A 20,014-nucleotide genomic window follows, 5' to 3' on the forward strand; every position below is an offset into this window, starting at 1 on the left:
ACAAACTAAACAATAAAATAAGTTTTATGAAAAATGTATTGCGCTATTCGCTGCCGTTTATGCTAATCGTTTCATTGGCCGCTTGCGGTGGTGGAAAGGAAAAAGGAAAAGTGGGCGACCTGAAGGCGAAGATCGAAAAGCTGAAAGGAGAGCAGAAAAAAACGAACGATGAATTAGCCTCATTAGAAGCACAATTGGAAAAATTAGAACCCTCTGCTGTAAAAGCAAAGTTCATATCCGTGGCAACCATTGGCAGTGGCAATTTTGATCACTATATAGATCTGCAGGGAAAAATTGATGCAAAGAACAGCGGCTATGTGGCTCCTAAAGGGCAACCGGGCGTAGTAAGGGCGCTTTATGTAAAGCAGGGCGATCGCGTTAGCAAAGGACAACGGCTGGCCAAACTGGATGATGCTGTACAACGCCAGGCGGTAGTGGCTGCAGAAGAGCAGTCAGGCGTTGTAAAAGCGCAGTTGGGTCTTGCGAAAACAACTTACGAGCGATACAAAAATCTTTGGGCAAATAATATTGGCAGTGAAATGAATGTAATAAATGCCAAATCCCAGGTAGATGCTTTAACCAGCCAGTTGCGTGCGGCGGAAGCACAAATACAGCAGGCAAAAGAAGCGCTGAGCTTTACAAATGTGACGGCTGATATCAGCGGTACGATTGACCAGGTGAATGTGCGGGTAGGCGAGATTTTCGCGGGCATGGCCGGAACCGTTCCCCAGATATCTATCGTAAACACGGGTGTTTTAAAACTGGTGGTTAATGTTCCGGAAACCTATATCGATCGGGTAAAACTGGGCACTCCTTTAAAGATCACCCTGCCGGATGCGAATAATAAAGAATTTCCCGGTAAGGCAAGTGTGGTAAGTAAATTGATTGATCCTACCACACGTTCTTTTTATGTAGAAGCAACCGTGCCGCAGGACCCCGCCATCCGCGCCAATCAGTTGGCTAAAGTTCAAATACGGGATTACGCTACTTCCAATGCTATTACCATTCCGGTAAGTACACTGCAAACAGACAACGAGGGCAAATTTGTTTTGGTGGCCGTTAAAGAGGGCAATAACCTGGTGGCACGGAAAAAACGGGTGGTGGTTGGAGAATTGTATCGCGATCAGTTGGAAGTAAAATCCGGTTTAGCCAATGGAGACCAGTTAATCACTGAAGGATTTCAGAGCCTGCATGAAGGGCAGGTGGTGACCACCCAGGCTTCAAATTAAAATTCAATAAGCGGCACGCGAGTGCCTGGCAAATAAAATAACTTTATGAGTGCTTTAGAAAATTTTACTGGAAAGTTTAAGGAGTTCTTCCTTACCAGTTGGGCGGTGAAGAACCGTACCACGGTATACCTGATGATCCTGATGGTTTCCCTTTTTGGCGTGTATAAATTTGTAACCACACCAAAAGAAAGCTTTCCTGATATTGTAATACCGAATGTTTATATATCCACCATCTACGTCGGTAACTCCCCAAAAGATATTGAGAACCTGGTTACCCAACCCATCGAAAAGCAATTGAAGGGGATGACGGGCATAAAGGTTTCCAAAATTACCAGCAGCTCCTTCCAGGATTATTCCATGATATTAGTGGAATTTGGTTCCGATGAAAAAGTAGATGTGGCCGTTCAGAAAGTAAAAGATGCGATCGATAAGGCCAAACAGGACCTGCCTACGGACCTTACCCAGGAACCTACGGCATTGGAAGTAAGTATGTCCGAAATGCCGATCATGTATGTAAACCTGAGCGGGGATATCGATAAGATCCGGCTGAAGGAATATGCAGATAAAATGAAGGACCGCATTGAGGAACTGTCGCAGATCACAAGAGTAGACCTGGTGGGTGCGCCCGAGCGGGAATTTCAGATCAACGTCGATAATGCAAAAATGCAGGCGGCCGGCGTCACTTTTGATGATATTTCCAATGCGGTAAAAGCGGAGAACAATGATATATCCGGCGGCTTGCTGGAGGTAGGGAATATGCGCCGCAACCTGCAGTTAAAAGGACAGTTTAAAACAGCCGGTGATATTGAACAGGTGATCGTCCGGAATAATACCGGTAACCCTATTTATCTGAAAAATATTGCAAACATTAAAGACACTATCAAGGAAACAGATAGTTATGCCCGCCTGGATGGCAAAACGGTACTAACCTTAAATATTATCAAACGAAGCGGGGAGAACCTGATTGAAACCGTTGACGCCGTTAAGGCCATCAGCGAGGATATGAAAAAGACGGTGTTCCCGCAGAATTTGAATGTAACGGTTACCGGTGACCAGAGTATTTCCACAAAAACCTCGTTTAACGACCTGGTGAACTCCATTGTTATCGGCTTTGTGCTGGTGCTAATTATCCTGATGTTCTTTATGGGATTAACCAATGCCTTCTTTGTGGCATTAAGCGTGCCGCTGAGTATGTTTGTGGCATTTGTATTTCTGCCATTGGGTGAATTGTTTATTGGCGGCCATATTACGCTGAACTTTATGGTGCTGTTCGCCTTATTGTTTGGCCTGGGAATCATCGTGGATGACGCCATCGTGGTAATTGAGAACACGCACCGGATCTTTACGGAGGCCAAAGGAAAGCTCGATTCGCAACGTTCGGCCATGGCCGCAGCAGGCGAGGTATTTGTTCCGGTGCTGGCCGGTACCTTAACCACACTGGCCCCCTTCTTCCCGCTATTATTCTGGCCGGGGATCATCGGTAAGTTTATGATCTACCTGCCATTGATGCTGATCTTTACGTTAGCTGCATCCCTGATCGTAGCCTTTTTAATGAACCCGGTATTTGCGGTTGATTTTATGAATCACGCAGAGAACCCGGAACATAAAAAGAAATCCGACGTGTTCCGGTCCCGGCCGTTCATCACGATGGTGATCATCGGTATTTTCTTTGATCTGATCGGATTGGCGTTTTTCAAAAAAGGAAGCACGGCTTTCTTTATAGGCAACCTTAGCTTGTTTTTGGCGTTGCTCACTGTTTTGTACACCTATTTTATTGAAGATTGGATCCATAATTTTCAAAACCGGGCCTTGCCCTGGATCATGGGGCATTATGAAACCTTGCTACGCTGGGCATTGAAGGGCTGGCGGCCGGTATGGCTTTTATTGGGCGCCTTTGGATTGTTGGTCTTTTCATTTATGCTCTTTGGCGCCTCGGCAGGGGCCGGAAGAACCAAAGTGGTATTCTTCCCGTCCTCCGATCCTAATTTTATTTATGTGTACCTGAAATTGCCCAGTGGAACGGATGTGAAATACACAGATTCAATCACCCGCACCCTGGAAGCCAAGGTAAATCAGGCGTTGGATCAGGATCCGTTAAAAGGGAAAAAGAACCACGTGGTAGAAAGCGTTATTGCCAACGTGGCGGTTGGCGCTGCCGATCCCAACAGCGGCGATCGCAGTACGCGTAGCAACCTGGGGCGTATACAGGTGTCGTTTGTGGAGTTTGAGAAGCGGCATGGAGTAGGTACAGCACAGTACCTTACAAAAGTGCGCCAGGCCATTAAAAATATCCCCGGCGCTGAAATATCGGTGGAGCAGGAAAAGAATGGACCTCCTACCGACCCGCCGATCAATATTGAGGTGGCGAGTGAGCAATTTGATAACCTGATTCCTACGGCCGTAAATCTGAAAAATTACCTGGATAGTTTGCAAATACCCGGGGTAGAGGAATTGAAAATGGATGTGGACCTTACCAGTCCGGAAGTAGCGCTGAAAGTGAACCGTGAACGGGCTTTGAGCGAGGGGGTTTCTTCTTACCAGATCGGCATGCAGATACGGACCGCACTCTTTGGAAATGAGGCCAGCAAAATAAAGAACGGGAAAGATGAGTATAAGATCTATGTGCGTAATACGGAGCTGCAAAGAAAGAACCTGACCGACCTGCTCAATATGAACGTGGTATTCCGCGACATGGCTACCGGCAAGGTAAAAAGCGTACCGATCAGTTCCGTTGTGGATGTGGATTATACCAATACATTGGGAAGCGTACAGCGTAAGAACCAAAAGCGGATGATCACGCTGCGCAGTAACGTTCTGGAATCGGAAGGCTATACGCCTACGGCAGTGAACGCGCAGATTAAATCGGCAATCGATAACTTCCATCCAACGGGAGAGGATGTAACGATCAAACAGACCGGTGAAGGCGCACAGCAGGCAGAAACGGGGGCCTTCCTTGGGAACGCATTGCTCATCGCCCTTGGGCTGATCTTATTGATCCTTGTAGCCCAGTTTAACTCCATGAGCAAATCGGTGATCATCCTTACCGAGATCATATTTAGTATCATTGGGGTGCTGTTGGGCTTTACATTCACCGGAATGGCCGTGTCAGTGGTAATGACGGGTGTGGGTATTCTTGGCCTGGCCGGTATCGTAATCAAGAACGGGATCCTCGTAATTGAGTTTGCCGATGAGTTGCGGGCCCGTGGATTAAGAACCCGTGAAGCCGTGATACAGGCCGGTAAAACACGGATCATCCCGGTATTGCTAACGGCTATGGCGGCCATCATGGCGCTGATCCCGCTGGCAGTGGGATTCAATATCAACTTTGTAACAATGTTCTCCGAGCTGAATCCGAAGATCTTCTTTGGGGGGGATAATGTGATGTTCTGGAAGCCGCTGTCCTGGACGATCATCTTTGGTTTGGCCTTTGCGTTTTTCATGACCCTGGTGATGGTGCCCAGCATGTACCTGATCGCTGAGCGCTTGAAACGCCCGATGCGGAAACAATATGGAGGGAAGTGGATTTCTTTTCTGGGGATCCCTCCGTTTACATTGATTTTCGCCTATTTGGCCACCGTAACTACCATGTTAAAGCCACTTCAGAAATTTTATGGCTTTAACAAAAAGGTGATGCAGGTTGCGGCTGTATTAGTGATACCCTTTCTCATATTATTGTTTATCTACTATATAGGAAGCTTTTTCAAGTGGATTAGAAAACGGAGATCTAAGGGATAATCGAATCAGGCTCATCTAAAGCCTTTGAAGGGAATCATGGATAAATTCTCATAAACAGATTGCTTTCGATAACAACCATTAACCTAAGCATAACAAGAATGGTGGCCGCAGTGCCGCCATTCTTTATTTTATATAGAGCCGATAATCCAAAGCCACGTACGAATCATTAGCCGGGAATGCGGAAAGTAATCGTTCAGCGCTTACCGTCTCACCGCATTGCCGGCCGGGAAATATTTTTTAACCACGGCCAAACAAGATGATAATATAAAGCGTCGGGGAACCAGGACCGTAGCGTTTGTTTTATTCCACCGGAACAGCCTGGTGGTAGGCTTGCTGGGATTCCAAATCATTTGGTGTGCCGTGGGTACATCCCTTTATTAGGAAAATGATCGCCGGGACTGTGTTCAAAATTAACTACCTGCCTCGCCCAAAAGCATCAACATCCGGGAAAATCAGTGCTTCAGCGCCTCTGTTATCCAAAATAGCCGGCGCTTACAAAAGGCCGGATGTTATTCTCCTGTTGCTGCGGTATCTGTATTTGGGTAAAAGGTCTTCTGGGCCGGCGTGGCCGATGCCTGGGGGGCAAACAGGAACTAAAGAAGGTGGCCAGAAAGACAAAGATTGCGAGCGTGCGCAAAATGTTGCTAGGTCGTTTCATAAAATCCTTTTTAGAAGAATAAATTTACTCCTTTTTAAAAGAACGGATTTGCATTTTAACGTATTGAATTACCCATAGCAAAAAAAGCTCCTTTGAAAAAGGAGCTTAATAAGTTCAGTAAACATAGCTGAATTAATAACGATCACGGTAGCCACCGCCACCGCCTTTGTAACCGCCGCCGCTGCTGCTTCTTTTCTTGTAGCCGCCGCCGCTGTTACCGCCTTCTTTTGGACGGCTTTCGTTTACAACGATATTTCTTCCATCAACTTCAGTGCCGTTTAATGCTTCAATGGCTGCTTTTGCTTCTTCGTCAGTAGCCATTTCTACAAAACCGAAACCTTTGCTGCGGTTAGTGAATTTGTCTGATACAATTTTTGCTGATGTTACTTCTCCATAGGGAGCAAACAAGTTTTGTAAATCCTGGTCTTTCAGGTTCCAGCTAAGGTTTCCTACGTAAATGTTCATTTTTTTGAATTTTTTGAAAATAAAGAGAGTGCTAAAACAGTACCAAACCCAATGAACATTTATAATATTCAGAAACTTTTTTACTGAAAGAACACCATAATTCTATATCAAATATAGTGCAATTTATGATGAAGCGCATTTTTTTTAAGAAAATAACAAAAAAAACACACCCGGGAGGTGTGTTTTTAAAAACTTCAAAAGCAGGTTATTCTGCAACTACCTCAAAATCTACCTCAGTAGCATGACCGCTACCAAAATCGATAGTAGCTTTGTAAGTGCCTAATTCCTTGATCTCATCGGAAATATGGATCTTCTTACGGTCGATTTCATAACCTTTTTGTTCGCGGATCGCCCGGCTTAACTGCAGGGTGGTAACGCTACCAAATATTTTACCGCTGGTTCCTGTTTTCGCGCCCAGTTTTAAAGGACCTTCTTTCAGTTTGGCAATTACGCTGTTGATCTCAGCCAGCATTGCGGCTTCTTTCTTCCGGGCCTGTTTCAGGCGTTCTTCCAGTTGCTTTTTATTGCTGCCGTTGTTCTCTACCGCTAATTTGCGGGGGATCAGGTAGTTACGGGCATATCCGTTTTTTACGTTTACTACCTCGTTGGCAGCGCCCAAATTATCTACATACTGAATTAAAATTACTTCCATTGTTGTTTTTTTAGTTCCCGGAGCCCAATCGGTGATTGTGACTGTCTGGCACCGCAGCGCCATTAGGGAGGGTTACTAATCGGTTCATAGTCGATAGATCATAGCTCATAGTACTGCTATGAACCATGATCCATCAGCTATTGTCTATTTCAAAAGATCTGCTACATAAGGCAGTAAAGCCATTTGACGGGCTTTTTTAACTGCATCAGAAACACGACGCTGAAATTTGAGGCTGTTTCCTGTTAAACGGCGGGGTAACAATTTACCTTGCTCGTTCAGGAATTTTTTCAGGAACTCTACGTCTTTGTAGTCTACATAGCGGATGCCATATTTTTTAAAGCGACAAAACTTTTTAACACGCTTGTCGGTCTTAATGGCCGTCAGATATTTAATTTCATTCTTTGCCATAAATTAAGCCTCCACTGCTTTTTCGGTTCCTGTTTTAACGCCACTATTCTTTTTTGCATTATACTCAACGGCGAATTTATCGAGTTTAGTGCAGAGATGACGAAGCACAGCTTCATCACGCAGAAGCTGGATCTTCAGCTTCTCATTGAAGTCGGATGGCGCAGTGTATTCCAATACCCAGTACAAACCAGTGGTTTTTTTCTGGATAGGGTACGCCAGTGATTTCAGTCCCCATGGGTTTTCGTGCACGATAGAGCCACCTGCTTCAGTTACCAGACCGGCAAATTTCTTCTGAGCAGCTTTAAACTCATCTTCGCTTAAAACCGGGGTAAAAATCACCATCAATTCATAATTGTTCATTACCCAAATTGTTTTTAAAAAATAAAATAATTACCCCTCAGGGATTCCTAAGGGGCTGCAAAGATAGGCTTTTTGTTTAAAAGTTGATAAATTGACGTGTTGATAAGCCCGTGTCAACTTTTAAACTTATAACTGCTCAACTTTCCGGGGCTCCCGGCTGCGGTGCATTTCCCGGCTTCCGTTCCCGCTGCTGCGGGCTCCGGCATCCCCGCTTTGGCGGGGAGTGCTAAACCCTCCGCATCGGGCAGCCCTTCATCTGTTTATTAAAGCTCTAGCCCTCCCAAGCCTTAAATTGATTGGAAATCAGATTATTGCATCTTTTCCGGCGAAGCCGAAGCTCTCCGAAGCTCTTCGAGACTTGCAGTCTCGAAGCCTTATTCTATCGCTTTTAGCGATAAAACTAAAACAATAAATCTATTTCTATTATCCCTTTCTTACCCTGGTAATCTCCTGCACTGCTGTACAGATAATGCTCCGGAGCCGCAACCAACCCTGCTCTCACCGGATTTTCATGAATATAGTTGAGCTTGGTCTTCAAAAAGGCCTCGGAATAAACCACTTCCGGATGGTTATTACCTGTCCACACTTTAAAGTAGTCGTTGGCATTGGTTCGCTGGGCATAGAAGCCGAATAAATATAAAAGCCAATCCCGCCGGCTTTCCGGCTCTTCCTCAATTGATTTAGTGATGGCCTTGCTGGTATGTGTTTTAAAATCACGCACCACATCACTTAAATTATTCTCCCTTGCCGTCCAGATAAAATGGGCATGATTCGACATGATTACATAAGCGCCTATTTGCAAGCCCTTATTCAACCGGCAGAATCTTAAGCTATTAATGATAATATCACGAAAACGCTGTCGTGTAAAAACATCAACCCAGCCCATGATGGTGAAGGTGAGGAAATGTGTAGCAGACTGATCCCTGATTTTGTGGCCTTCGGCGAATTCATAGCTCATAACATAGGTTTGTTTAAAGGTAATGCAAATAATTGCCAAAGGCAATAAAATAATGCTGCGAAACTGCAAGTTTCGCAGAGCGGCAGCAACATTAATGCTCTTCGAGACTTGTAGTCTCAAAGCTCTATTCTATTGCTTTTAGCGATTAAAACTACCGGCAAATTTACACCTCAGCAAGCCTGATATCCTCCACCCGCAATTGCAGGCTTTTTTGCCCCTGCCATTCGTTTTCGTCAATTTTAAATACAAGGTCAAAAGGATGTCCGCTTTCGATAATCGGTAGTTTGTCTGCCAGGTTAAAGCCAATTCCTGTAAGGGGCACCCCATCCTGTTGTACCACAAAACGCAGGTGTTTTTCCTTTACCACTTTGCTGCCGGCATCTTTAACGTTGCGGGCTATAAAAACGGGAGTCATGTTTTCGGGGCCAAAGGGCTCCATTTGCTTGATAATATTGTAAAAGGCAGGGCTGATGTCTTTGAACTTTATTGCGGCGTCAATCAGCAGTTCGGGGATCAGTTGGTCGTCCGAAATGGTAATAGAAACGATCGCTTCAAATTTTTCACGAAAGGCTTCGATGTTGTCTTTGCTAAGTGTAAGTCCCGCTGCGGCAAAATGGCCCCCATAGGCGATTAAATACTCTCTGCAGGCATGAATGGCTTCATAGAGATTAAAGCCCGGAACACTGCGGGCGCTACCGGCGGCGTAAGCGCCGCTTTCTGTCAGTACAACTGTTGGCCGGTAATGCCGTTCGATCAGCCGTGAGGCAACAATGCCCACTACGCCTTTATGCCAGTGCGGCTGGTACACAACGGTCGATTTTCTTGAGGTCCAGGATGCATTTTGGGCAATCATTTCGAGTGCTTCTTCCGTAATTGCGGCGTCGGCCTCCTTGCGGTCGCTGTTGTCGCTGTGCAGGAGTTCGGCATAGGCTAATGCCTCTTCATAGGTTCCGGCAACAAATAGTTGCACGGCTTTTCTTGCGTCGTCCATACGCCCGGCGGCATTCACCCGCGGTGCGATCATAAACACAAGATTATGTATGTGGAGTGGGAGTTTGGCTCCGCTTAAAAAGGCAAGCGCCTTTATTCCGGGATTGGGTTCTTTATTGGCCACTTCCAGCCCGTGAAAGGCAAGAATGCGGTTTTCTCCCGTAATGGGAACAATATCCGCGGCAATGGCGGTAGCTACCAGGTCGAGGTATTGATAGGAAAAACTCTGGGGTAATCCCAGTTTTTCAACAAGGGCTGTAATCAGTTTAAATCCAACGCCACAGCCGCAAAGTTCTTTGTAAGGGTAGGGGCAGTCCTTTTGCTTAGGGTTTAGTACCGCTACGGCCGCCGGAATTTTTTCATCAGGTAAATGGTGATCGCAGATGATGAAATCAATTTCCAGCGTGTTGGCATAATCGATCAGATCGATTGATTTAATACCGCAATCCAGGGCTACCACCAGCGTAAATCCATTTTCTTTGGCAAAATCGATGCCTGCCTTGCTGATACCATACCCCTCTTTATAACGGTGAGGTATATAAAAATCCAGTTGCTGTGTTTGGGTGCTCAAAAACCGGTACATTACGGCCACGGCTGTGGTCCCATCTACATCGTAATCGCCAAAAACCAGTATTTTTTCACCGGCGCTAAAAGCCTTTAAGAGGCGGTTTACCGCGTGGTCCATATCCTTCATCAGCCATGGGCTGTGCAGGGCCTCCAACTGTGGTCTGAAAAATTCTTTAGCGTTGGTAAAGGTGGTAATTCCCCGTTGGGTTAATATACGGCAAAGAACGGGGTGTATTTTTAATGCATCTCGAAGTGTTTGTACGGCCGCTTCATCGGCAGGTGCAATGTGCCATCTTTTTTCCAAGGTTAGTATTTTCTTTCGGTTACATAATTAACCAGATCAATGAGCCCGCGTTTGTATTCATTATCGGGGCAGGTATCCAGTATATTTAAGGCCTCTTGCTTAAAGGTATACATTTTTTCAATAGCATAGCTGATGCCGCCGGCCTCTTTTACTGTGTCCAGCACCCACTGTACCTTTGCGCGGTCGTTATTATTGTTCTTCACAATAGTAATGATCTTTTGCCGGGTGGATTTGTCAACCTTATTTAAGGTATAGATCAGCGGCAGGGTCATTTTTTTCTCCTTAATATCATTTCCGGTGGGTTTGCCCACATCTTCGCTGGCATAGTCGAACAGATCATCTTTAATCTGAAAAGCGATCCCTGTTTTTTCGCCAAAAAGCCGGGCTTTTTCGGTGGCTTCTTCGTTCTCCGTAACCGACCAGGCACCCGCACTACAGGCGGAAGCCAATAACGAGGCCGTTTTGTTCTTGATAATGTCGTAATAGATTGATTCTTCCAGGTTCAGGGAACGTGCTTTTTCCAACTGCAGCAGCTCTCCTTCAGCCATTTTCTGGATGGCATCCGACATAATTTTCAGCATTCTGTAATCTCCGTGCTCGAGTGAGAGGAGGAGGCCGGTAGCAAACAGATAGTCGCCCACCAGCACGGAAGCTTTATTTTTCCATAAGGCATAAGTGGAAAAAAAGCCTCTTCTTTCATAGGAATCATCCACCACATCATCATGCACCAGGGATCCCGTATGCAAAATTTCAACTAATGATGCCGCCCGGTAAGTAGCCTCTGTGGTAGGGCCAAAGAGCTTTGCCGAAAGGAAAACAAACATGGGTCGCAATTGTTTGCCCTTGCGTTTGACGATATAACGCATAATCCGGTCCAGCAGGGGGGTATTGCTTTTAACGGCCTTTTTAAAACGCTCTTCAAAGTTTTCTAATTCTACCCCTATAAGGGCGGTGGGTAATTGCATTACAAATTAAAATTAGGGGCAAATCTAGCAATTTGCGATGATTAAAGTACTCATTTTTAATCGAAAACGCATGCTGTATTTTAGGAAATTTATTATTTTTTTTGGTTAAAAATTTGTTTATATAAGAAATGGCTTTAAATTTGCTATTCATTTTAGGAAATCGTTTTTAAATCTTAATCCTTAGTTATGACAAGCAAAAAGTACACATTATTGGCAGGTTTAGGCTGCCTGATTGCGTCTACCGGGTTTTCTCAAGTAAGCCCTACGCACCCGTACACTGCGCCACACCCGCTGTACGGTACTTATTCTGTTACTGACTCTAATTATTATTCTGGCAAGCGTTTGCAACAGCATAATGATTTTATGGTTGGTACCAGCGATTATCCCGCTAAACCTAGAGATATGTGGGAGTTAGGTATTAAAGGTGGATCATTTTTGATATTAGGTGATATGCCGGCTAATCCAGCCTCTTTTGGTTTTGGTGGTCATATCCGTAAGTCTTTAGGACATGTGATGTCTCTGAGACTGGAGTATGTTTACGGTGTTGCTAAAGGTGAATCTTACAACAACGTAGGCGGTTGGAACCCCAACTACAAAACTACAGCTCAGGAACTTTCTTTACAGGCATTGTTTAACATCCACAACATCCGTTTCTACAAAGATCATACAAGCATGACTTTGTATGGTATCGCTGGTTTGGGTGTAAATACCTGGAGAGTAAAGTACAATTCAACAGTTAACGTACCCGGTGCAACAAGCTACGATCAACAAAAAGATGTTGTAAAGCAAGTTAGAGATGCGATCGGTGGTAACTATGACGCAAGCTACTATACTACCAACGCCCGTTGGTCTAAAATGTTTGCTGGCCGTTATGGCCCCACTGCTACTGCAGGTTTAGGTATCGCATTCAGACTGAGCGACAGGGTTAACCTGGCTATTGAAGATCGTCTGATCGTTCCGTTTACAGATATGTATGATGGGTACAGCGCTGCATCTTTTGGCAACAAAAACCAGGACTTCGCAAATTACGCATCTATCGGTCTGAACTTCAACCTGGGTAACAAATCAAAAAGAGTTGAGCCTCTGTACTGGTTAAACCCATTGAACTATGCTTACGGCGAGCTGCGTCGTGTTCCTGAGATCATTCTGCCTGATTCTGATGGTGATGGTGTAACGGATCAATTCGACCAAGAACAAACTCCTGCTGGTTGCCCTGTTGACACTCATGGTGTTAGCCGCGATACAGATGGTGACGGCGTTCCTGATTGTAAAGATAAAGAACTGGTTACTCCTACTTACTGTCAGCCAGTTAATGCTGATGGTGTTGGTAAATGCCCTTGTCCGGAAGGATGCGGTGTTCAACCTGCAACTGAGTGTGCTACTTTATTAGGTGCTTTACCTAGCGTACATTTCGCTAACAACTCTAATACTCTTTCTGCTGACGCTCAGTCTAGCTTAGCTACTGTAGCTTCTAAATTAAGAGCTAATCCAAATTGTAAAGTGGTTGTAGTTGGATATTGCGCTGCTACTAAGAAACAACAGCAATTAAGCTGGGATCACGTAAACAAAGTGATCACTCACTTACAAGAAAAAGAAGGCATCAGCGGAGACAGATTTATCTTCTCTTCTGGTCAGGAAGGTGGAGATTGCAACACAGTAGACATCCGTGCTGCTGCTCCTGGAGAAGATGGACCCAACACAGTGGCTCCTCCTCATCCAAATCTTCGCAAAAAATAGTAACTTTTTGCTATAACAAATACAAACCCTCTCGCCTTGGCGAGGGGGTTTTTTGTTGCCCGGAACTTTCGTTTTACAAGAAATCTGTGGCCCGGACGGCTGCTAAAGATAACGGATCATGCCGCACTGCGCCACAGGAATCAATTTGGGAGATTAAATTTGATTATCAATTAGTTGTGGCGTCGGCGAGGACTCGGGATAAGAATAGATCCTGAAGCAAGTTCAGGATGACAGGTTCAACTCCTGCAAGACTTAGCTAATCGCGGAACGTTGATAATGGCACAGATTGGTAAAGGATTTTTGGTCGGAGAACAATAAATCAAAGCGACAGAAAGATAAAAACTTCCTGTGCATCTCGGTTATAATGAACCGGTATCGAAACTCGGCCAGTAATGATACTGATTGTGACATTGGCCATGGTTTGTGTCATGACAAACCACTTGAGATTCGGTATTGTAATAAAATTGATGCCGGCCTATTCTATTATTGATCAATAAGGCTTAGAAGCATAAAAAAAGGGTGGCAGAACCACCCTTTTTGTTGTCGGTAATCTGTTTTATTCGAACGATAATAATACAGATTGTTCTTTTGATTCTAACACGGAATGTCCCATCAAAAACTCATCTACTTTCCGGGCGCATTCGCGGCCCTCACTGATGGCCCACACCACCAGACTCTGCCCTCTGCGCATATCGCCGGCAGCAAAGACCTTGGGGATATTGGTTTTATATTGTTGTTCAGAAGCCTTTATGTTGCCCCTGTTATCCAGCTCCACATCCAGCTCCTGTAAAAGCCCTTCATGTTGAGGATGTACAAATCCCATGGCCAAAAGTGCCAGTTCGCAGGGCATTTCCCTTTCTGATCCCGCTACTTCAACAAATTGCGCCGGTTTGCCGGGTTCCGGGGTTTTCCATTCCAGATCCACCACTACCAGTGATTTGAGGTTTCCATCCGCATCGCCTTTAAATTCCTTAGTGGCGATAGACCAATGACGGCTGGCTCCTTCCTCGTGACTGGTAGTCGTTTTCAGCAACATCGGATAAGAAGGCCAGGGCATGGCTTCCGTACGCTCTTTGGGTGGCATCGGAAGCAACTCAAACTGGGTTACAGAAGCCGCTTTATGCCGGTTGCTGGTGCCAACACAATCGCTACCGGTATCACCGCCGCCAATTACCACCACGTTCTTTCCTGTTGCCAACACCTCTTCTGGAAGAATATTGCTTTCCAGATCTTTATGCGCCAGGAAGTCCTTACCATCCACCCGCTTATTGTTCTGTTTCAAAAAATCCATTGCGAAATGTACGCCTTTAAAAGCCCGCCCCGGAATGGGCAGGTTCCGGGGAACGGTGCTGCCACCGCATAAAACGATCGCATCGTAATTCCGGAGCAGGTCGTGAATGCTAACATTTTTACCAACATTCGCATGGCATTGAAATTCAATACCTTCTTCTTTCATAACCTCGACGCGACGGTCGACCACCCATTTTTCCAACTTAAAGTCGGGGATGCCGTAGCGCAATAGCCCGCCGGGTTTTTCATCCCGCTCAAAAACGGTAACGGCGTGGCCAGCATAGTTCAACTGGGCAGCCGCTGCCAGGCCGGAAGGCCCGCTGCCTACTACGGCCACTTTTTTCCCGGTGCGGACATTCGGCCCTTTTTTTGAAACAAAGCCTTTCTCAAAAGCTATTTCAATAATATGTTTCTCGATCTCCTCAATAGCCACGGGTGGCTGATTGATCCCCAGTACGCAGGCCGATTCGCAGGGGGCCGGACAGATCCTGCCGGTGAATTCAGGGAAATTATTGGTGGATGTAAGAATATCGTATGCTTCCTTATATTCTTTGCGATAAATTGCGTCGTTAAACTCGGGAATTACATTACCCAGCGGACATCCGCTATGACAAAAAGGAACGCCGCAATCCATGCATCGCGCAGCCTGGTTGTTTAATTTATCCTCCGGGAATAATTCTATGAACTCCTTATAATGTTGTACGCGTTCTGCTACTGCTTTTTTCCCCGGAGTCTCTCTTGAAAATTCTAAAAATCCTGTTGGTTTACCCATTTTGAAATTTCTGATTGCTTATTTTAATTTCTGATTTTCTGTTGCAGTTATGCTAATTGTGCTGCTGCCGCTTTTGCCAGCATTATTTTTTTGTATTCAGCAGGGAACACTTTTATAAAGTTCTTTAGCTGGTTATCAAAGTCGTCCAGGATGAATTTGGCTACGGGACTTTTGGTGTATTGATAATGTTTGGATATGAATTCCTGCAGGAACAGGATATCATCATTTTCAACCACCGGGTCCAGTTCCACCATTTCCTTATTACAATTGCCAGCAAACTTCTGGCTGGCATCATATACATAAGCGATACCCCCGCTCATACCGGCGGCAAAATTTCTTCCCGTATCACCAAGAATGATGGCGCGTCCACCGGTCATGTATTCGCAACCGTGGTCGCCTACGCCTTCCGTAACTACTGTTGCTCCGGAGTTGCGGACAGCAAAGCGCTCACCCGCTTTTCCGCGGATAAAGCCCTGGCCGCTGGTAGCTCCATAAAAGGCCACATTGCCAATGATGCTGTTTTCCTCCGCTACAAATCCGGCATTTTTGTCGGGGTAGATGATCAGCTTCGCGCCACTTAATCCTTTACCGAAATAATCATTGGCATCGCCCTCCAATTCTAATGTAATGCCTTTATTACAGAATGCTGCAAAGCTTTGCCCGGCGGTACCTTTCAATTTGATATGAACGGTATCTTCCGGCAGTCCTTCGGAACGATATTTTTTGGTGATCTCGTGCGAAAGAATCGTTCCTGCGGCGCGATCGGTATTTACAATATCGAAGGATGCTTTTACTGCCGCGCCTTTTTCGATGGCCGGTTTGGCTGCTTCCAGGAATTTCCAGTCCAGCACGGATTTCAACCCATGATCCTGTTCTTCTGCATTAAACAAGCCTACATTTTCTTCTTCTTTTTCGCGGTACAGGATCGGCGACAGATCCAGGTTCTTGTATTTCCAGTGATCGATACCTTCCCGTACTTTTAAATCGTTCGACTGTCCGATCATTTCCTCAACGGTTCTGTAACCCAGTTCGGCCATTACTTCCCGCAAATCTTCTGTTAAGAATTTGAAGAAGTTTACGACATGGTCGGGGTTACCGGTGAATCTTTTTCTCAGTTCAGGATCCTGGGTAGCCACACCCACAGGGCAGGTGTTTAAATGACATTTACGCATCATAATACAGCCTTCTACAATCAACGCTGCGGTGGCCACACCCCATTCTTCTGCGCCCAGCATAGCGGCGACAACAATATCGCGGCCGGTGCGCATTTGTCCGTCGGTTTGCAACACCACGCGGCTGCGCAATTTATTTTTTACCAGGGTTTGTTGCGCCTCGGCAACACCTAACTCCCAGGGAAGGCCTGCATGACGAATCGAACTGATAGGAGAGGCGCCTGTGCCACCATCATGACCTGCGATCAACACCACATCGGCCTTGGCTTTGGTAACACCCGCCGCAATAGTGCCTACACCTGCCTTGCTCACCAGCTTTACATTAATGCGTGCATGGCGGTTGGCATTTTTAAGATCGAATATTAACTGGGCCAGGTCTTCGATAGAATAAATATCGTGATGCGGTGGCGGAGAGATCAATCCAACTCCGGGAGTCGCATGACGGGTCTTACCGATCCAGTCGTCTACCTTATCGCCGGGCAACTGTCCGCCCTCGCCGGGTTTTGCACCCTGCGCCATTTTTATCTGTAATTCATCGGCCTCGGTCAGGTACAGACTGGTAACACCAAAGCGGGCGCTGGCCACCTGTTTGATGGCGCTGCGCATACTGTCGCCGTTTTCCAGGCGGGTATAACGTGCTTCATCTTCACCACCTTCACCGGTATTGCTTTTGCCGCCCAGGCGGTTCATGGCAATAGCCAGCGTGGTGTGCGCTTCCCAACTGATAGAACCAAAGCTCATGGCCCCGGTGGCAAAACGTTTGTAGATCTTTTCTGCAGGTTCTACTTCATCAATAGAAATAGGTTTTCTGCTGCGTTTAAAGTCCAGCAGCCCCCTTAATGTTATTGCTTTAGTAGTTTGATCGTTCACCAGCTTGGTGTACTTTTTAAAGATGTTGTAATCGTTCATCTTTGTTGAGTACTGCAGCAGGTGGATCGTTTGCGGGTTAAAGAGATGGGCCTCACCTTTCCGCTTCCATTGGTAAAAACCGCCGGTGGGTAGCTGATCCACGGGGATCGGCTTCTGGCTGAAACCAAAATTGTGTTTTGCCAGCGCCTCACGGGCCAGCTCATCCAGCCCCATACCCTCAATACGGGAAGTGGTCCCGGTAAAATATTTAGATACCACCGCGTTGTTGATGCCGATGATCTCAAATATCTGCGCGCCCTGGTAGGATTGCAGGGTAGAGATGCCCATTTTTGAAAATACCTTTAAGAGCCCGTCACTAATGGCCTTGATATAGTTCTTATATAATGTTTCTAATGGAATATCTGCCTTTATTTTTCCGGCTTCTTTCAGATTGTGGATCGTGGAGAAAGCCATATAGGGATTGATAGCAGTAGCACCGAAGCCTAACAGGCAGGCAAAATGGTGCACTTCCCAAACATCACCGGCTTCTACCACCAAACCCACTTTACCCCGCAGTCCTCTTCGTATTAAATGATGATGAACCGCTGCTATCGCTAACAGGGAAGGGATCGGGGCATGCTGGCTATCAATGGCCCGGTCCTGTAATACCAATACCTCAAATCCATCATTTACCGCATCTTCGGCATAGGCGCAGATACGGTCCAGCCCTTTTTCCAAAGATCCGGGTTTGCCATCCGCCCTGAAATAACATTGCAGGGTCTTGGCCTGGAACGTACCGGTATCAATGCTTCTGAGTGTTTCCAGTTCAAAATTATTCAGTACGGGCTGCTTCAACGCCACCACATGACAATCCATTTCATCTTCGATCAACAGGCTGCCGTTATTCCCGACAAATGTTGCCAGGGACATTACCATACGTTCCCGGATAGGGTCGATAGGCGGGTTGGTTACCTGGGCAAATAATTGTTTAAAATAAGAGCTCAGGTGCTGCGGCTGATCGCTTAAAACAGCCAGCGGCGTATCAACACCCATGGCGCCGATCGGTTCTTTCCCGTGCAGGGCCATCGGTGCAATGATGTTCTCTATGTCTTCAGAAGTATAACCAAAAGCTTTCTGATAGCGAAAGATCTGATCTTCACTCAGGTCAGTGAACATCACCCGCGGCACGGGCAGTTCGTTCAAGCGGATCTTATATTTGTTCAGCCATTCGCCATAAGGTTTTTGTGAGCAGATATCTCTTTTCAGCTCTTCATCGCTAATGATGCGCCCCTGTTCCATGTCCACTACAAACATTTTCCCTGGCTGCAGGCGTCCTTTTTCAATAACAATACTTTGGTCAACCGGCAGTGCGCCTGTTTCAGAAGCCATAATTACGCGACCATCATTGGTAACGCAATAACGCGAAGGCCTTAAACCGTTACGATCGAGGGTAGCGCCAATAATTTTTCCGTCCGTAAACGAAATGGAAGCCGGGCCGTCCCAGGGTTCCATCAAACAGGCATGAAACTCATAGAATGCTTTTTTAACCGGGTCCATATCCTCATTGCCATCCCAAGCTTCGGGGATCAGCATCATCATTACATGTGGAAGGGAGCGGCCGGTAAGCGCCAGCAATTCGATCATATTGTCTAAACAGGCAGAATCGCTCTGGTCGTTGCTTACGATCGGAACCAGCATATCCATTTCTTCTGGTGTGAACAAAGGCGATTCAAAGCCCTGTTCGCCGGCACGCAGCCAGTTCAGGTTTCCCTGTAAAGTATTGATCTCACCGTTATGCGCGATAAAGCGGAAAGGCTGCGCCAATCTCCAGGATGGGAAAGTATTGGTAGCGAAACGGGAATGCACCAGTCCGAAAGCACTTACGGTTCTGTTATCGGTAAGGTCCTTATAATAAGGGCGTACCTGCAAGCTGGTCAACTGTCCTTTATATATAAGGGTGCGGCAGGAAAGGGAATTGATATAAAAACCAATCGGGTCTTTTTTCACCGTATTGGTCGTCATATGCGTGGCATATTTACGCAATACAAATAATTTGCGTTCAAATTCCTCTGCTGTTTTTATTTTATCGGGCCTTTGAAGAAAAACCTGCTCAATATCGGGTTCCACCGCCAGCGCTGAAGAGCCGATCCCATCGGGGTTTACCGGTACATTCCTCCAGCGGATCACTTTCATGCCCATTTTTTCCGCTGCGCGGGTGAAGATATCGCGGCACTCTTCCCGTTTTTTAATATCCTTGGGAAAGAAGATCATGCCCACCGCATACTCTTCAATCGCAGGCAACGTAATGCCCAGTTGCAGGCACTCATCATAAAAAAGCTCATGGGGTATCTGAATCATAATACCCGCGCCATCACCTGTATTGGGCTCGTAGCCGCAGGCACCCCGGTGGTCCATATTCTCTAAAACAGTGAGCGCATCTGAAATGGTCTGGTGGTTTTTATTACCTTTAATATTGGCAACAAAACCAATGCCGCATGCATCACGTTCAAATGAAGGGTCGTATAATCCTTTTCTTTCTGTCATGTTTTTTAAACAAACGGTTTTAATAAAATAAGTTTGGCTTTTCAATACAGAGTGGGCAATCGAGCCATGTAAGTTAATAAAAAATCTGTTAATTTAGACATCCGCGCCTATTAATGAATGAAAAATTGAAAAACTTCAAAAATAAATGGCATTTTATTGATCATTTTAAATGATTGTAGCGCTTCTGTTGCTGCCCTGTTTACCCCCCGGGCAATATTGAAAATCATCGGATAAATGCAAAATTTGTGGGGTTTATTGGCTATTTTTAGTGCGAATTCGATAAGAATAATGACGAAGCCTGCTCAATGCACTATTAAAAAAAATAGTTCAGCGCAATTTGCAATACCTCAGGCATAAAT

At 45.8% G+C, this 20,014-nt stretch carries 13 protein-coding genes; 3 read left to right on the plus strand and 10 right to left on the minus strand.

The window, feature by feature from the left end; all coding sequences use genetic code 11:
- Positions 1-26 precede the first annotated feature (26 nt).
- Positions 27-1,229 (plus strand): efflux RND transporter periplasmic adaptor subunit, encoded by a 1,203-nt coding sequence (locus NIASO_RS17455; protein WP_008588130.1) that lies wholly within the window; start codon positions 27-29, stop codon positions 1,227-1,229.
- Positions 1,230-1,274: 45 nt separating this feature from the next.
- The gene (locus NIASO_RS17460) at positions 1,275-4,964 is read left to right on the plus strand and encodes an efflux RND transporter permease subunit (RefSeq protein WP_008588132.1); all 3,690 of its coding nucleotides are present in this window, start codon (positions 1,275-1,277) and stop codon (positions 4,962-4,964) included.
- 472 nt (positions 4,965-5,436) lie between these two features.
- Here NIASO_RS17460 and NIASO_RS20245 read toward each other — a convergent pair whose 3' ends face one another.
- From NIASO_RS20245 to NIASO_RS17500, 8 genes are all read right to left on the minus strand, one after another.
- A complete protein-coding gene (locus NIASO_RS20245; protein WP_008588134.1) occupies positions 5,437-5,622 on the minus strand; it encodes a hypothetical protein in 186 nt (61 codons plus the stop codon).
- 132 nt (positions 5,623-5,754) lie between these two features.
- Positions 5,755-6,087 (minus strand): RNA recognition motif domain-containing protein, encoded by a 333-nt coding sequence (locus NIASO_RS17470; RefSeq protein ID WP_008588136.1) that lies wholly within the window; start codon positions 6,085-6,087, stop codon positions 5,755-5,757.
- Positions 6,088-6,292: 205 nt separating this feature from the next.
- Positions 6,293-6,739 carry a 50S ribosomal protein L9 gene (rplI, locus tag NIASO_RS17475; protein ID WP_008588138.1) on the minus strand — a complete coding sequence of 149 codons (447 nt, stop codon included), beginning with the start codon at positions 6,737-6,739 and terminating at the stop codon, positions 6,293-6,295.
- Between the two features lie 144 nt (positions 6,740-6,883).
- Positions 6,884-7,147, minus strand: coding sequence for a 30S ribosomal protein S18 (gene rpsR / locus NIASO_RS17480; RefSeq protein WP_008588140.1), 264 nt, complete (start codon positions 7,145-7,147; stop codon positions 6,884-6,886).
- Between the two features lie 3 nt (positions 7,148-7,150).
- Entirely contained in the window at positions 7,151-7,507 is a 357-nt protein-coding gene (gene rpsF / locus NIASO_RS17485) for a 30S ribosomal protein S6 (protein ID WP_008588143.1), read from the minus strand.
- 400 nt (positions 7,508-7,907) lie between these two features.
- Positions 7,908-8,465 (minus strand): REP-associated tyrosine transposase, encoded by a 558-nt coding sequence (locus NIASO_RS17490; protein WP_008588145.1) that lies wholly within the window; start codon positions 8,463-8,465, stop codon positions 7,908-7,910.
- Between the two features lie 163 nt (positions 8,466-8,628).
- On the minus strand, positions 8,629-10,326 hold the full coding sequence (gene recJ, locus NIASO_RS17495) for a single-stranded-DNA-specific exonuclease RecJ (RefSeq protein WP_008588147.1): 1,698 nt from the start codon (positions 10,324-10,326) through the stop codon (positions 8,629-8,631).
- A gap of 2 nt (positions 10,327-10,328) precedes the next feature.
- Positions 10,329-11,291: a polyprenyl synthetase family protein gene (locus tag NIASO_RS17500; RefSeq protein WP_008588149.1), complete on the minus strand. Its 963-nt coding sequence runs from the start codon at positions 11,289-11,291 to the stop codon at positions 10,329-10,331.
- Between the two features lie 186 nt (positions 11,292-11,477).
- Between NIASO_RS17500 and NIASO_RS17505 the strand changes: the two genes are divergently transcribed.
- Positions 11,478-13,028 (plus strand): OmpA family protein, encoded by a 1,551-nt coding sequence (locus tag NIASO_RS17505; protein ID WP_008588154.1) that lies wholly within the window; start codon positions 11,478-11,480, stop codon positions 13,026-13,028.
- Between the two features lie 556 nt (positions 13,029-13,584).
- Here the strand turns inward: NIASO_RS17505 and NIASO_RS17510 are convergent.
- On the minus strand, positions 13,585-15,090 hold the full coding sequence (locus tag NIASO_RS17510; protein WP_008588156.1) for a glutamate synthase subunit beta: 1,506 nt from the start codon (positions 15,088-15,090) through the stop codon (positions 13,585-13,587).
- 47 nt (positions 15,091-15,137) lie between these two features.
- Positions 15,138-19,655 carry a glutamate synthase large subunit gene (gene gltB / locus NIASO_RS17515; protein ID WP_008588158.1) on the minus strand — a complete coding sequence of 1,506 codons (4,518 nt, stop codon included), beginning with the start codon at positions 19,653-19,655 and terminating at the stop codon, positions 15,138-15,140.
- Between the last annotated feature and the right edge of the window lie 359 nt (positions 19,656-20,014).

Origin of the sequence: Niabella soli DSM 19437 (assembly GCF_000243115.2) — a bacterium.
Taxonomy (GTDB): domain Bacteria; phylum Bacteroidota; class Bacteroidia; order Chitinophagales; family Chitinophagaceae; genus Niabella; species Niabella soli.